Origin of the sequence: Paraburkholderia sp. BCC1876, from assembly GCF_902833695.1 — a bacterium.
Lineage (GTDB): Bacteria > Pseudomonadota > Gammaproteobacteria > Burkholderiales > Burkholderiaceae > Paraburkholderia.
Map to the genome: position 1 here is coordinate 1,010,207 of NZ_CADFGI010000001.1, position 13,795 is coordinate 1,024,001.

Annotated in this window: 12 protein-coding genes; 7 read left to right on the plus strand and 5 right to left on the minus strand. The window is 62.3% G+C overall.

The annotated features are described in order from the left end of the window. Positions 1-186 precede the first annotated feature (186 nt). Complete coding sequence (locus HWY05_RS04370; RefSeq protein WP_051980959.1) at positions 187-687, plus strand: hypothetical protein; 501 nt, start codon at positions 187-189, stop codon at positions 685-687. 53 nt (positions 688-740) lie between these two features. Here HWY05_RS04370 and HWY05_RS04375 read toward each other — a convergent pair whose 3' ends face one another. After that, entirely contained in the window at positions 741-1,169 is a 429-nt protein-coding gene (locus tag HWY05_RS04375; protein ID WP_176057508.1) for an Lrp/AsnC family transcriptional regulator, read from the minus strand. Positions 1,170-1,375: 206 nt separating this feature from the next. Between HWY05_RS04375 and HWY05_RS04380 the strand changes: the two genes are divergently transcribed. Both HWY05_RS04380 and HWY05_RS04385 read left to right on the plus strand, forming a co-directional pair. Continuing rightward, positions 1,376-2,455, plus strand: a complete 1,080-nt coding sequence (locus HWY05_RS04380) for an ornithine cyclodeaminase (RefSeq protein WP_176057509.1) — start codon at positions 1,376-1,378, stop codon at positions 2,453-2,455. A gap of 6 nt (positions 2,456-2,461) precedes the next feature. Then, positions 2,462-3,487 carry an arginine deiminase-related protein gene (locus HWY05_RS04385; RefSeq protein WP_176057510.1) on the plus strand — a complete coding sequence of 342 codons (1,026 nt, stop codon included), beginning with the start codon at positions 2,462-2,464 and terminating at the stop codon, positions 3,485-3,487. On the opposite strand, the gene HWY05_RS04390 is transcribed toward HWY05_RS04385, so the two are convergent. Next, positions 3,399-3,881 (minus strand): cupin domain-containing protein, encoded by a 483-nt coding sequence (locus tag HWY05_RS04390; protein WP_035558765.1) that lies wholly within the window; start codon positions 3,879-3,881, stop codon positions 3,399-3,401. The two genes, HWY05_RS04385 and HWY05_RS04390, sit on opposite strands and share 89 nt — an antisense overlap. 161 nt (positions 3,882-4,042) lie before the next feature. Beyond that, a complete protein-coding gene (gene katG / locus HWY05_RS04395; protein WP_035558768.1) occupies positions 4,043-6,226 on the minus strand; it encodes a catalase/peroxidase HPI in 2,184 nt (727 codons plus the stop codon). 370 nt (positions 6,227-6,596) lie between these two features. Between katG and HWY05_RS04400 the strand changes: the two genes are divergently transcribed. Next, positions 6,597-7,106, plus strand: a complete 510-nt coding sequence (locus HWY05_RS04400) for a DUF1993 domain-containing protein (RefSeq protein ID WP_035558771.1) — start codon at positions 6,597-6,599, stop codon at positions 7,104-7,106. A 66-nt stretch (positions 7,107-7,172) separates the two neighbouring features. On the opposite strand, the gene HWY05_RS04405 is transcribed toward HWY05_RS04400, so the two are convergent. Continuing rightward, positions 7,173-8,279, minus strand: a complete 1,107-nt coding sequence (locus HWY05_RS04405; protein ID WP_176057511.1) for an NAD(P)/FAD-dependent oxidoreductase — start codon at positions 8,277-8,279, stop codon at positions 7,173-7,175. 536 nt (positions 8,280-8,815) lie between these two features. Here HWY05_RS04405 and bfr point away from each other — a divergent pair. From bfr to msrA, 3 genes are all read left to right on the plus strand, one after another. Next, positions 8,816-9,292, plus strand: a complete 477-nt coding sequence (gene bfr / locus HWY05_RS04410) for a bacterioferritin (RefSeq protein WP_176057512.1) — start codon at positions 8,816-8,818, stop codon at positions 9,290-9,292. 5 nt (positions 9,293-9,297) lie between these two features. Continuing rightward, on the plus strand, positions 9,298-10,347 hold the full coding sequence (locus tag HWY05_RS04415) for an FUSC family protein (protein ID WP_244146487.1): 1,050 nt from the start codon (positions 9,298-9,300) through the stop codon (positions 10,345-10,347). 147 nt (positions 10,348-10,494) lie between these two features. Then, positions 10,495-11,004 carry a peptide-methionine (S)-S-oxide reductase MsrA gene (gene msrA / locus HWY05_RS04420; protein WP_035558782.1) on the plus strand — a complete coding sequence of 170 codons (510 nt, stop codon included), beginning with the start codon at positions 10,495-10,497 and terminating at the stop codon, positions 11,002-11,004. Between the two features lie 115 nt (positions 11,005-11,119). On the opposite strand, the gene HWY05_RS04425 is transcribed toward msrA, so the two are convergent. Then, on the minus strand, positions 11,120-13,693 hold the full coding sequence (locus HWY05_RS04425; protein WP_176057513.1) for a hybrid sensor histidine kinase/response regulator: 2,574 nt from the start codon (positions 13,691-13,693) through the stop codon (positions 11,120-11,122). Between the last annotated feature and the right edge of the window lie 102 nt (positions 13,694-13,795).

Consider the following 13,795-nt stretch of genomic DNA (forward strand, 5'->3'; position numbering starts at 1 on the left):
TCGCTGCGAAGAGAAAAAGCAATTTCTTGTAATCACCTCTGGATCACGCCGCGTTCTCCGCCAATCGCAAATTCGCGCGCGCCCTATTCTGCCGACGCAGCAATCGCATCCCTGAATGCGTGGCCGCAGGGTCGGCCATTTCGCGCCACGCGTCAGCCTGGTTACTTACCTGAATAGAGGCTCGGCATGTCCACTTTCAAACCTGTTTTCTCTTCCGCGCTTCAACGCCTCGCGAAACCGTCGGCGTTATTCTCGATCGGTCTGTTGATCGCCGGCGCGACCCTTGCCGCGGATGCGTCCGCGGCAAGTTTCAAGTGCAACGGCAAGTCGTCCGCGTCGGAAAAGATCGTCTGCAAGGACCCCGCTTTGTCGGCATTGGACGACCGTCTCGCCACGGCCTGGCACCACGCCAGAGACACCACGCTCGACGCCGGCGCGCTCGAAGCCGCACGCACCCAGCAATGGTTGTGGCGTCAACATCACTGCAGCGATCAGGCTTGCGTGAAGAGCTGGTACGACCGGCGGATCGCCGAACTGGATGCCGATGACGAGCAGGCGAAACACGCGCGCAGCGAAGCATTCGATGCGTCGCTGGCCAAACAGAACCTGGCGCCTTCGGCGGCCGATGCGGTGCGGAAAATGAAAGGCGTGGCGGTTGCGAATGCAACGACCGCAAGCACGCAGTAAGCCTGGCAGCGTTACCTGTTAGAAAAGCAACGCGCGCAGACCTCCCGCGCGTTTCACATCTTGTGCGTGGACAACAAAATACTGGTCTCAGTCGTCGCGATCCCATCGATCAAACGAATCGCGCCCAGCACGCGATCGAAGCTCTCCAGCGTATCCGCCCGCAGTTCCGCGATGAGATCCCAACGTCCGTTCGTGCTGTGCAGCGTCGCGACGTTGGGATGCCCGCGCAACACCTTCAGCACTTCCGCCGCGCGATTGCCCTCCACCGCAATCGACATCAACGCGCGAATCCGGTGCGCCTCGGCAGCCGGCTTCAGCCTCACGGTGTAGCCGACGATCACCCCGTCCTGTTCGAGCCGCGTCAAGCGGTTCTGCACGGTCGCTCGCGAGACCCGCAACTGTTTTGCCAGCGCGACAACGGACATCCGCGCGTCGTCACGCAACAGCGACAGGAGTTGCCTGTCCACATCATCGAGATTCATCTTTTCCAACGGAAGTTGTCACGGCTGCGAGCCGGACGCTCCGAGCCGCTTGCCTGTCGTTACGCTTAATGCGCACTGATGCTGCGCATTTTGCCATCAGATTCGCTCATTTTGCTAAGTTTGCCCACTATTTGCTAACGTCATTCGCCGGAATAATTTCTCCATTGCCGATGCATTCCCCCACATCAATCCATGGAGACAAACTCATGACCCGCTTTCTCGACGTGCCCGCCGCCTATCGACTGATCGCCGATGTCGGCGTGCCTCAGGTGCTGCGCGAGCTCGCGCAAACCATTCGCGCCGACTATCTCCGCTGGCCCGATTTCGACAAATCGCCGCGCCTCGCATGTCATTCGAGCGTCGGCGTGATTGAACTGATGCCGGTGGCCGACAACAAACTGTTCGCCTTCAAATACGTCAACGGCCATCCGATCAACGCCGAACGCGGCATACATACCGTGATGGCGTTCGGCGCGCTGGCCGCGGTCGATACGGGCTACCCGCTGTTCCTCTCAGAGTTGACGCTCACCACCGCGTTGCGCACAGCCGCCACCTCCGCGCTCGTCGCGCGGACACTCGCCCGTCCCGAGTCGAGAACCATGGCCTTGATCGGCAACGGCGCGCAAAGCGAGTTCCAGGCGATCGCCTTTCACGAGCTGCTGGGCATCGACGAGATCCGCGTGTTCGATGTCGATGCGTCCGCAACCAACAAACTCGTGCGCAATCTCGCCGCGTGGCCGTCACTGAAGATCGTGCGCGCCGCATCCACCGCGGACGCCGTACGCGGCGCCGACATCGTCACCACCGTGACCGCCGATAAAGCCTACGCCACCATCATCACGCCCGACATGGTCGAGCCCGGCATGCACATCAACGCGGTAGGCGGCGACTGTCCAGGCAAGACGGAACTACATGTGGACGTGTTGCGCATGGGACGCGTGATCGTCGAATACGAGCCGCAAACGCGGATTGAAGGCGATATCCAGCAGATGCCCGCCGATTCGCCGGTCGTCGAACTGTGGCGCGTGTTGCGCGGCGAAGTAGCCGGCCGCGAGCGAGCCGACCAGATCACCATTTTCGATTCCGTCGGCTTCGCGCTCGAAGACTATTCCGCGTTACGTTATCTGCACGCGCTGTGCGAAAGCCGCCGCGTCGGCATCGAGATCGCGCTGATTCCGCCCGCTAACGATCCCAAGAATCTGTTCGATAGCCTTGCATCGAAGTCGTCGGCTGAAAACGGTGTGATCCGGCACAACACCATCGACGCGCCCGCTTTCGCACGATAGACCTTCATGAGCTCGTTCTCCATTCAGGCCCCCGCCGCCGTTGTCATGATCCGGCCGCACCGCTTTCACCCCAACCCACAAACCGCCGGCGACAACGCGTTTCAGCGCACGCTGCCCAAGGCGGACGCCACCCAATGGGAAACCTTGGCCGCCACCGCCCGCGACGAAGTCTCCGCCGCCGCGGCGACGCTTGAAGAAGCCGGCGTGCGCGTCCACGTCTTCGACGACGACGGCGCGGCACAGACGCCCGATTCGGTGTTTCCGAATAACTGGTTCTCCACGCATCCCGGCGGCCACGTCGCGATCTATCCGATGTATTCGGCCAATCGCCGGCGTGAACGCAGGCTGGATGTCATCGACATGCTCAAGGCCGATTATCGCGTGCAGGACGTGATCGATTATTCGGGCCTTGAACGGGACGATGTGTTTCTGGAGGGGACCGGCGCGATGGTGCTGGACCACATGGCGCGCATCGCCTACACCGCTCGTTCCCGGCGTGCCGATCCCGTTGCGTTGGAGCGCTTCTGCACGCATTTCAATTTTGAGCCGGTATGTTTCGACACGAGGGATGCGTCGGGCCAGCCGATCTATCACACCAACGTGATGATGAGCGTCGCCACCGAGTTCGCGCTGATCGGCCTCGACCTCATTCCCGACGAAGTGCGCCGCGCGGAAATTCAGCGCCGACTCGGCGAAAGCGGACGTAAGGTGATCGCCCTCGACAGCGTGCAGATTGGCGATTTCGCGGGTAACGCGCTGGAGTTGTCGGGCCGCCATGGGCGAGTGCTCGCCTTGTCGACACGCGCGCTGGACAGCCTGAGCGCAAGACAGCGCGCGTTGATCGGGCAATCGGCCCGCCTGCTACCCCTCAGCGTGCCGACCATCGAAATGGCCGGTGGCTCGGTGCGTTGCATGCTGGCGGGCGTTCATCTCGCGCAGCGCCCTAATCCGGCATGCCGTCATGGTCCCCGAGCGGTCGGCTCGGCCAGTCCGTCCACTGATCCGTGCGCGTCTTCAGGTGCGCCTCATTGAGCGGATAGTGAATCAGATTGTCGGCGCGCGGACGCTCGCCGATCACCATCAACCTGACTTCTTCTTTTGTATTGTTGATGAACGTATGGCAGATCCCGGTGCCTGACGGAAATCCCACCGAGTCACCCTCGACCAGCGGATGAAGCACGCCGTCGATCCACACATCGGGCGTGCCATGCAGCACGTACACGAATTCCTGCTCGGTGCTTTCGCAGTGCGGATACGAAGAGCGCCGCCCCGGTAAAAGCCGCACATGATGAATACCAATGCGCGTAATACCCAACGCGGCGGACAGCGGCGAGTCGATTGCCATCAACTCGTCAGAGCCTGTATAGGAGTGCGCGTTGGGTTCTTCCAGTTCGGTCCAGTGTTTGATGAATTCCGGTCGCTGCATCTTTTGTTCTCCTGGGGGACGAGCGACGATGATAGCGGCTCACCGGACCACCGCCCGGCGCGCCATAAAAAAACGGCTGATCTTACGATCAGCCGTTTTTGCTTCGGCATCAAACCGCTACGGTCTAATGCCTATCACCACGGTCCATGACAACGCCCGCGTTACGCCAGGTCGAAGCGATCCAGGTTCATCACCTTGCCCCAGGCCGCAACGAAGTCATGCACGAACTTCTCCTGCGCATCCGAACTGCCGTACACCTCGGCCACCGCACGCAGTTGCGCGTTCGAACCGAAGATCAGATCGACGCGCGTGCCGGTCCACTTCAACTGGCCCGTTGCGCGATCGAAGCCTTCGAACACGTCCTTCTCGTCCGAGACCGGCTTCCACTCCGTACCCATGTCGAGCAGATTGACGAAGAAGTCGTTCGTCAGCGTATCCAGACGCTTTGTGAACACACCGTGCTGGCTCTGTTCGTAGTTGGCGTTGAGCACGCGCATGCCGCCCAGAAGCGCGGTCAGTTCCGGCGCGGAGAGCGTCAACTGTTGCGCCTTGTCGACCAGCAAAGCCTCGGCCGTGATGGTGTATTTGCCCTTCAGGTAGTTGCGGAAACCGTCGGCGATCGGTTCGAGCACGGCGAACGACTCGAGATCGGTCTGCTCCTGCGACGCGTCCATACGCCCCGGCGAGAACGGCACCGTGACCGCATGTCCGGCGTTTTTCGCGGCCTGCTCGACGCCCGCGCAACCGGCCAGCACGATCAGATCGGCCAGCGACACGCGCTTGCCAGCGGACTGCGCGCTGTTGAACGCGCTCTGGATACCTTCCAGCGTCTCCAGCACCGTGGCCAGTTGCGCCGGCTGGTTCACCTGCCAATCTTTTTGCGGTGCAAGACGAATGCGCGCGCCATTCGCGCCGCCGCGCTTGTCGGAGCCGCGGAACGTGGACGCCGACGCCCATGCCGTCGACACCAGTTGCGACACCGGTAGGCCCGACGCAAGCACCTTGCTCTTCAGCTCGGCAATGTCTTGCGCGTTGATCAATTCGTGATCGACCGCGGGAATCGGGTCTTGCCAGATCAGCTCTTCCGTCGGCACTTCCGGGCCGAGATAGCGCGCGAGCGGGCCCATGTCGCGGTGCGTCAATTTGAACCACGCGCGCGCGAATGCGTCGGCCAGTTGATCGGGGTTCTCGTAGAAGCGTCGCGAAATTTTTTCGTAAGCCGGATCGAAGCGCAACGAGAGGTCGGTGGTCAACATCGACGGCGTGCGGCGTTTCGTCGAATCATGCGGATCCGGCACGGTGTCGACGCCGCCGTCGCCCTTCGGTTTCCATTGATGCGCGCCGGCCGGGCTCTTGGTCAATTCCCATTCGTAGCGGAACAGGTTTTCGAAGAAGCCGTTGCCCCACTGGGTCGGCGTCGTGGTCCAGATAACTTCCAGGCCGCTCGAGATCGCATCGGCGCCCTTGCCGGTGCCGAAGGTGCTCTTCCAGCCGAGGCCCTGATCTTCGATGCCGCCCGCTTCCGGTTCGACGCCGACATGCGACGCGGGACCCGCGCCGTGCGTTTTGCCGAACGTGTGACCGCCAGCGATGAGCGCGACGGTTTCTTCGTCGTTCATGGCCATGCGGGCGAACGTCTCGCGAATATCCACGGCCGCCTTGAGCGGATCCGGGTTGCCGTTCGGGCCTTCCGGGTTGACGTAGATCAGGCCCATCTGCACGGCGCCGAGCGGATTTTCGAGGTCACGCACGCCGGTGTAGCGCTTATCGCCGCCGAGCCACGTGGTCTCGGAACCCCAATACACGTCTTCGTCCGATTCCCACACGTCCTCGCGGCCGCCGGCGAAACCGAAGGTCTTGAAGCCCATCGATTCCAGCGCGACATTACCCGTCAGCACGATAAGGTCGGCCCACGAAATCTTGTTGCCATATTTCTGCTTGACCGGCCAGATCAGCCGGCGTGCCTTGTCGAGGCTGACGTTGTCGGGCCAGCTATTGAGCGGCGCGAAACGCTGCTGACCGGAGCCCGCGCCGCCACGGCCGTCGCCGGTGCGATAGGTGCCGGCGCTGTGCCATGCCATGCGAATGAAAAACGGCCCGTAGTGACCGAAGTCCGCCGGCCACCATGCCTGCGAGTCGGTCATCACCGCCAGCAGGTCTTTCTTCACGGCCGCGAGGTCGAGGCTCTTGAACGCTTCCGCGTAGTTGAAGTCCTTGTCCATCGGGTCGGACAGGGACGAGTGTTGATGCAGGATCTTCAGGTTCAGTTGATTGGGCCACCAGTCCCGATTCGACGTACCACTGCCTGCGGTATGGTTAAACGGACACTTCGCTTCAGTCGACATGCGCTTGCTCCTTGGATCGTTTGTGCTCTACGACTCGGCCTGTGTGGGGTACAGGCAATGCGGCCTTGCTCACATCGTAGTGTCAGGGAACTCCGGGCGGAAATAGCTTTAATTGATGGCGACGCATCAAAAAAACTAAGGCCGGTTCCGCATGACATAGTTGGGCCGCACAATGGTAATCTTCCGGCGCTTTATGCGCTCGTCCGGTGCCAGGAAGACGCCGTGAAGGTGCCGTGAAGGTGCCACGATCGTCGGCGCATTGAGCCTTTGCCGAGCTGCGCTACACGAGCCCGCTCGTTTACCCGCCCCCTACTCCTGGCCGATGCGGTATTTCCCGTGCCGGCCGCCAACCTCGATTGAAAGAGTAATCATGACTAATTCCATGTACAGCGCATCCGTTCCCGTTTTCAAGCAGATGCTGACCGCGTTGTCCGAGGTGCTGAAGAAAGCCGAAGCCCACGCCACCGAACGCAACATCGAGCCGAACGCATTGCTGCAGGCGCGTCTGTTCCCGGACATGTTCCCGCTCGTGCGCCAGGTGCAGATCGCCGCCGACTTCAGCAAGGGCGTCAGCTCGCGCCTCGCCGGCGTGGAATTGCCGTCGTGGCCCGACACGGAAGTCACGTTCGCCGACCTGCAAGCGCTGCTCGCCAAAGCGTTGACCTACATCGGCACGCTCGACGCCGCGCAATTCGAAGGTAGCGAGAACAAGGAAATCGTGCTGCGCCCCGGCACGCCGAAAGAGAAGAAGCTGGTGGGCAGCGCCTATCTGCAGAACTACGGCCTGCCGCAGTTCTTCTTCCACGTCACCACGGCGTACGCGATTCTGCGTCACAACGGTGTCGAGATCGGCAAGCGCGACTACATGGGTTCGTACTGATCGTCGAAGCGTGAGCCGGACGCGCCGCTACCTGGCGTCGCGGCCGTTCGACCTCACAAGCCACGATCATGCGCGCGAGGCACGGTAGCCGTCGTTGAGCATCCAGTGGCTGAAGCGGGCGTATTCCTGCGCGTATTCGCGGGCGTCTTGCGCCAGTTCCACCGCATAGGCCAATTCATGCACTCGCGCGTAGTGCGGCATCCGCTTGCTTTCATACACCGACAGAGCCGCCGCGAGTTCAGCGTGTTTCTGCAGTGATTGAACCAGCACGCGCACGTCCTCCACGCCGAGTGTGCCGCCCGCCGAGATATGCGGTGAGAGCGCATGCGCCGCATCGCCAATCAGCGCGACGCGCGCGCACGTCCAGCGTGGCAACGCGGGCACGAACATGATCGGGTTGTGCAGGATCTGCGCTTCCGGCGTCCGCTCGATCAGCTTCACCAGTGGATCGCTCCAGCCGTTGTCGTTCAGATGCGCGGCGCGCAGTAAAGCCTCTTCCTTTTTCGTGCCGACGGGCACCGCGCTGTCGAACTGATTCACCATCCAGACGACCTGATCGCCATAAGTGCGCGTGTAGCCGCCGCGCGTGCGTTGATGCCCGACGGTGAGGACCGAGCCCTCGGCGGGTTCGTCGCCTGCGGCTAGCATGCCGCGCCATACGTGATGACCTGCGTGCTCGCGAGCGCCGTAGCCGGGCACCAGTTGCGCACGCACCGCCGAATAAGCGCCATCCGCGCCCAGCAGCAGATCGGCGTGTTCGATCGTGCCGTCGCTCAAGCTCACCGCGACGTGATCCGCGCTTTCCTCGAACGCGACGACCTTGGTGTCGACGCGAATGTTGTCGAGTCCGACCGCCGCAGCCAGCAAGCGATTCAACTCGGGACGCGGCACCAGCAGAAATGCATGATCGGCCGGCTCGAATCCGGGCGCCCTGAAGCGCGCGCCGGCGGCGTCGTAGAACCATGTTTCGATGGGCATGCCGATTTCGTGGATCGCATCGCCCACGCCGACCTCCGAGAATACGTCCAGCGCGTTGCGCCACAAGCCGATGGCCGCGCCCGCCGCCCGAATTTCCGGCGCCTGTTCGCATACCAGCACGTCCCAGCCGATCGCCTTGAACGCGATACCCGCCGTCAGTCCGACAATGCCGCCGCCTGCAATGATGACTCGCATCGATACGTCGCTCCTTGCGGTCGCTTCCCGTTGCCTGAGTCCGGCTACCGCGGCACCGAACCCATCGGGTGGAATCGTGTTGATTCCTGGTTGAGGGTGAATGCCTCTAATTTATGAGCGATCGCTCACATTAGCTACTCGCTTTAGCGCCCTGGGGCGGCGGCGAGTCGAAGCCCCGTTTGGTGCGGTAGAGCGGGGGGAAATCGGGCCGATTGGGAGATCGTCAAAACGGACGCTCGCTTTTTCGCGGCTGTAGGACTTGCGTTAGGCCGCGCTGCGCGACGCGCAAACAGCACCGCATCGAAACGCGCAACCGATGTGCTGCAGATCGCTTACAGCGTGGTAACGATTTCAATTCTCATTCTGAGCATTGCGTGCGTAATCCGCTAAGCTGGTCTAACAGGTCCGAGGTACGCGCGCATCACGATAATCCTCAGACCAGCCGCCGACACTTCGCCAGAACGATTTACCCGATAAAGCGCCGGACTCGCCGTGGCGTTTCCCGAACGTTTCCCCGAACCCACCAGGGAGGCTTTATGCAAAGCGATCCAAAGGTCCTCGAATACCTGAACTCGCAACTCAAGAACGAACTGACCGCGATCAATCAGTATTTTCTGCACGCGCGTATGTATCGGCACTGGGGACTGGGAAAACTGGGCAAGCACGAGTACGACGAATCGATCGGCGAGATGAAGCACGCCGATCTGCTGATCAACCGTATCTTCATGCTCGACGGATTACCCAATTTGCAGGACCTGCACAAGTTGCTGATCGGCGAAGAAACGAAGGAGATTCTCGAATGCGATCTGAAGCTCGAACGGATCTCGCAGTCGACCTGCAAGGAAGGCATCGCTTATTGCGAATCGGTGCGGGATTTCATTTCACGCGAGATTCTCGTGCATATCCTCGATGAGACCGAAGAGCACATCGACTGGCTCGAAACGAATCTCGATCTGATCGACAAGGTCGGTATTCAGAATTACCAGCAATCGGGTATGGATTCGCCGAGCTGAGCTCGTTGATCGCGTCCGCCCTCCGCTGGCTGGAGCAGATCGATCCGGGCACGCACCGTCGGATCAAAGGCTTGCGGCTCGTCACCGCGTATGGAATCGCGGCGGCGCTCGGCACATTGCAGGACATTACCCACAGCCTGCCCAGCGCGGTATCGGTGGGGTCGCTCGCCGGCAGCTTTGCTTTGTGGGCGAGCGTCTCGGAAGCGCGCGCCACGCGCGCCGAATCCAGCCGGGATCTGATCGTGCTGTGTGCGGCCGCGGCGTTTGGCGCGACGCTATTCGTCACGCTCTCCCCGGCCCTGCGGGCCATCGCCACGGCGGGCCCTGAATTGACGCTGGTCACGGGCGCATTCCTCGTCGGTTATCTGAAGCGATTCGGCATGCTTGGCGCGGGCGTGGGCTCGCAAATATACATCGGGCAACTGCTGGCCTACGGCGCCCGCCTTACCCCTATCGATCTCACCGCGGTCGCCGTCGCCGGACTGATCGCGATGCTGGCGTCGATCGTGCCGCGCCTGCTCAGCGGTCCAGCTGAGCATCCCGCGCCAACCGCGCTGTCGTCCGTCGACGTGCCGGGCCGCTGGGGGCTCTCGCCCGAACTCGTGATGGGACTGCAGGCGGCGAGCGGCTCGCTCGTGGTCGTTGCCTTGAACGAGGCGGTCGGGCTCAGGGAATCGGCGTGGGCGATTACCGCCTGTACCTACGTTGTCGCGGGGTCCGCGAGCGGCACGATAGCGCGGGTGCGCCGACGGATCGTCGGCACCCTGATCGGCGTGCCGCTCGGGCTCGCCTGCCTGCCGCTCGCCGTCCACGCGCCGCTGCTGATCTGGGGCGCGGCGGCGGTCGCCATGATCATCTACGCAATGGCCCTGCCCAATCGCTACGACGTCGCCTGCGCGGCGTTCGCGTTCACGCTGATCGTCACGCTGGCGGCCGGCGGCGTGCACTCGGTCCCGCTGCTGGCCGCGCGCGCCTGGGAAACGCTGCTCGGCGGCGCGCTCGGTCTGTTCGCCGCGACCTGCATTTTGCCGCTGCGTCCGTTGAGATCGAGTTGAGATCGAGTTGAGATCGGGCTCAGGTTGAGCTGAAGGCCCGCTGCGAGCGCGGCGCCATTCCGGTATCGTATCGTCCGATAGACGGCGAGCCGGTTCGCCGACGCGTTGCGCCCCGCGTGGCGCGACGCCACTCAAGGAGAGATTGAAATGACGACGCAAACCGAAACCGCCCTGCTGGCCGGCGGCTGCTTCTGGGGCATGCAGGAACTGCTGCGGCGCTATCCCGGCGTGCTGTCGACGCGCGTGGGCTACACCGGCGGCGACGTGCCGAACGCGACCTACCGCAACCATGGCACGCACGCGGAAGGCCTCGAGGTCGTGTTCGATCCGAGCAGGATCAGCTACCGCCAGATCCTCGAATTTTTCTTCCAGATTCACGATCCGACCACCAGGAACCGTCAGGGCAACGACGTCGGCATGAGCTACCGCTCGGCGATCTTCTATCTCAGCGACGAGCAGAAGCAGGTGGCGTTGAAAACGGTGGCGGATGTGGACGCTTCCGATCTGTGGCCGGGTAAAGCCGTCACCGAAATCGTGCCGGCCGGCCCGTTCTGGGAAGCCGAACCGGAACACCAGGACTACCTGGAACGCAATCCGGGCGGTTACACGTGTCACTTCATTCGGGCGGGCTGGAAGCTGCCTACGGCGTCGGCTTAGCGTGCCGGTCGGCTGATGGCGTGCGTTTTGTGCGCGCGCCCTCGGTCGGCATCGCCGGACAGCAAGGTGGCGCGTAACCTGGACGCCGATCCGGCGTTGCGTTGCAGCATGACGATCAATCGTTTATCGCATCCCGATGATCGCGGGACGCTTTCACCGACGCAAAATACGTCTGCAACGCCGGCGCCGAACGATTGCTCAACGAGCCGATTCGCGCCAGCCAATCCGCCTCCACGGGCCACTCGCCTTCCACCACGCGCGGATAAATCTGCCGCACGAACTGATGCAGCGCCTTCGCACCGATATTGCCGCTGACGCCGAGCAGGATATGCAACGCGCCATGCGTGGAAGCGAGGTCGCGAGCCGCGACACTGACGGCGAGCCGCGCCACCGTCAAACTGATCTGATCGATACCGTTGAGGAACGTCTGATCCAGCAAATCGAGCGCCACCAGTTCCTGCAGATGCTTTTCGTCGAGCAACGGCCCTTCCTTAAGCGGCACGGACCGGGCGGCCGACGCCTCCGATAGAGGCGCCGGCTCCACGCGGCCCGGCGCATTCGCGACGCGGTACTGCGCGAACTGCCTCGACAGCGACGCGTACAGGGAGCCAATCTGCACCGGCTTGATCATCACCTCGTTCATACCCGCGGCGAGGCAGCGCTGCACGGCTTCCATATCCGACTGACTGGTCAGCGCCACGATCGGCACCCTGGCATACGGGTCGGTGCGCACGCGAATCAACGCCGTGGTTTCCACGCCGCCCATGCCCGGCATGTTCATGTCCATCACGATGGCGTCGACCGTGATGCCTTCGTGCAAACGCGCCAGCACCGCGCGCCCATGGTCCGCCTCGACGACGCTCGCGCCGCATCGTTTCAGATAGCCCTTGACCAGCGACCGGCTGTAGACGTCGTCGTCCGCGACCAGAATCGTCTTGCCGATAAACCCGTCGAAGCTTTGGCTCGGATGATGCTGGCTGCCGCTCTCGAACAGCTTCTGAAGCACACCGATCAATTCCACCATGCTGCTGGCTTTATTGACCAGTTCGTCCATGCCGGCGCGGCGCGCCAGCACGCGCGCGAGGTTGCCCGGCTCCACGGTGTACGCGGCGATCAGTACGTTGGCGTTCGGACTCTGGTGGTCGGCACGGATTTTTTCGGTCGTCGTGTAGCCGTCCAGCACCGGCATGTTGATGTCCATCAGCACGAGGTCGAAAGGCGTGGACTGAGCCAGTAGCGTCAGCGCCGTTGCGCCGTCCGGCGCTTCGCTCACGTCCGCGCCGACCCTCAGCAACGCGCGCCGCACTCTGTCGCGCTGCGTGGCGTCGTCGTCGACGATAAGAACGCGCTTGCCGTTGAAAAACGGCGTGGCGCGCTCGAAAATCCGCCGCTCGTGGTCCGCGAGTTCGCGCTCCGAGACGGGTGGAAACTGCAGCGTGAACTGCGTGAATTTACCCACTTCCGAACGGCAGCTAATCGTGCCGCCGAACGCGCGCATGGCCCGCTGACAGTAGGCCAGGCCGAGCCCCGCACCCACCGGATCGCCCGTGGCGGGGAGCGCGTCGAAAAGATGCGGCAGAAGCTCGGACGCAATGCCGGGACCGGTGTCATGCACCATGACCGTTTGCCGGTCGACCGTCAGCGTGAGCGTCGCGACCGGATCCGCCCCCATGTGATGCAGCGCGTTTTTGATCAGATTGAACAGCGTGAAGAGGTAGACCGTCTCGTCGACCTTGACCGTGAAATCGTCCAGCACCACCAGCCTGACCTTGGTGCGCTCCTTCTGATCGGCGAAACCGTACTCGTCCAGCGCTTTGCGCGTCGCCACCGCGGCGCTCACATAGGTGAGCTGATCCGGGCTGATGGGCCACGCGCTGACGTCGTCCAACGTCGTGTCAATAATGCGCAGCCCGCGATCGACCGACGACTGACCGTGAGCGAGATGCCGGTACAACACCGCCGCCTTGTCGGGCGATAAAGCGGGCGCCGGATTCGCGTCCGTGGCGGCGGGCAGCGTTTCTTCCACGCGGTCCAGCACATGCCTCAACTGGCTGAGCGGATTGCGCATCTGATGGGCGATCGAGCCGGCGAGCGCCTGCCGCGCGCCATGCCTGGCGTGCGTGACAACCCCCTTCGCACTGCTGTAACTGAACGTGATGCCGGCGAGAATACCGAATATATAAACCGGCAGGTACGTATAGATAAACAGATGCGCGTCGACATAAACGTCTTGCGGCACGAAGATTCTGGCGCACAGAACAGCCAGCCCGACGCCGGCCAGCAGATTGATTGCTAATGCAACGAATGACGGAAAGATGGCGATCAGGAAAAACATCATCCCCAATTCGGCCATGGACCAGATCATCGAATAATGGCTGGTCAGCAGGTAATACGTGAAAAAAAACGGCAGCGAATAGGCAACCGTTACAAAGTAATACCATGGCAGGACACGCACCGCCGAAGCCGGCCAGAAGCGGCGCAACAGCAGCAGCGCACAGGAGACGGTGCCCAAAGCCCGCATCAGCAGGCTTTCGTTGGGCTGAGGATCGACGAACGTCCACCACAGCCAATACACCGGATGTCCGATCGTACCGATTACGCCCACCGCCAACATGCTGTAGTCCGACACCCTGGCGGAGTCGGTCACCAACCGGTTGAGATAGCGGATGCCCCCTGAAATGGCTCTCATGTTGCTCTTTATCTTGATCTTTTCAGCCTCGGAATTCGAAGCTGCTTACGTTGAATGACATGCTGGCGCTGCCAACCGAGCATACCACTCTGTCCCCGCGTT

Coding starts and splice junctions, on each gene's coding strand:
- HWY05_RS04370 (WP_051980959.1), top strand. CDS start 187: ATGTCCACTTTCAAACCTGTTTTCTCTTCCGCGCTTCAACGCCTCGCG.
- HWY05_RS04375 (WP_176057508.1), bottom strand. CDS start 1,169: ATGAATCTCGATGATGTGGACAGGCAACTCCTGTCGCTGTTGCGTGAC.
- HWY05_RS04380 (WP_176057509.1), top strand. CDS start 1,376: ATGACCCGCTTTCTCGACGTGCCCGCCGCCTATCGACTGATCGCCGAT.
- HWY05_RS04385 (WP_176057510.1), top strand. CDS start 2,462: ATGAGCTCGTTCTCCATTCAGGCCCCCGCCGCCGTTGTCATGATCCGG.
- HWY05_RS04390 (WP_035558765.1), bottom strand. CDS start 3,881: ATGCAGCGACCGGAATTCATCAAACACTGGACCGAACTGGAAGAACCC.
- katG (WP_035558768.1), bottom strand. CDS start 6,226: ATGTCGACTGAAGCGAAGTGTCCGTTTAACCATACCGCAGGCAGTGGT.
- HWY05_RS04400 (WP_035558771.1), top strand. CDS start 6,597: ATGACTAATTCCATGTACAGCGCATCCGTTCCCGTTTTCAAGCAGATG.
- HWY05_RS04405 (WP_176057511.1), bottom strand. CDS start 8,279: ATGCGAGTCATCATTGCAGGCGGCGGCATTGTCGGACTGACGGCGGGT.
- bfr (WP_176057512.1), top strand. CDS start 8,816: ATGCAAAGCGATCCAAAGGTCCTCGAATACCTGAACTCGCAACTCAAG.
- msrA (WP_035558782.1), top strand. CDS start 10,495: ATGACGACGCAAACCGAAACCGCCCTGCTGGCCGGCGGCTGCTTCTGG.
- HWY05_RS04425 (WP_176057513.1), bottom strand. CDS start 13,693: ATGAGAGCCATTTCAGGGGGCATCCGCTATCTCAACCGGTTGGTGACC.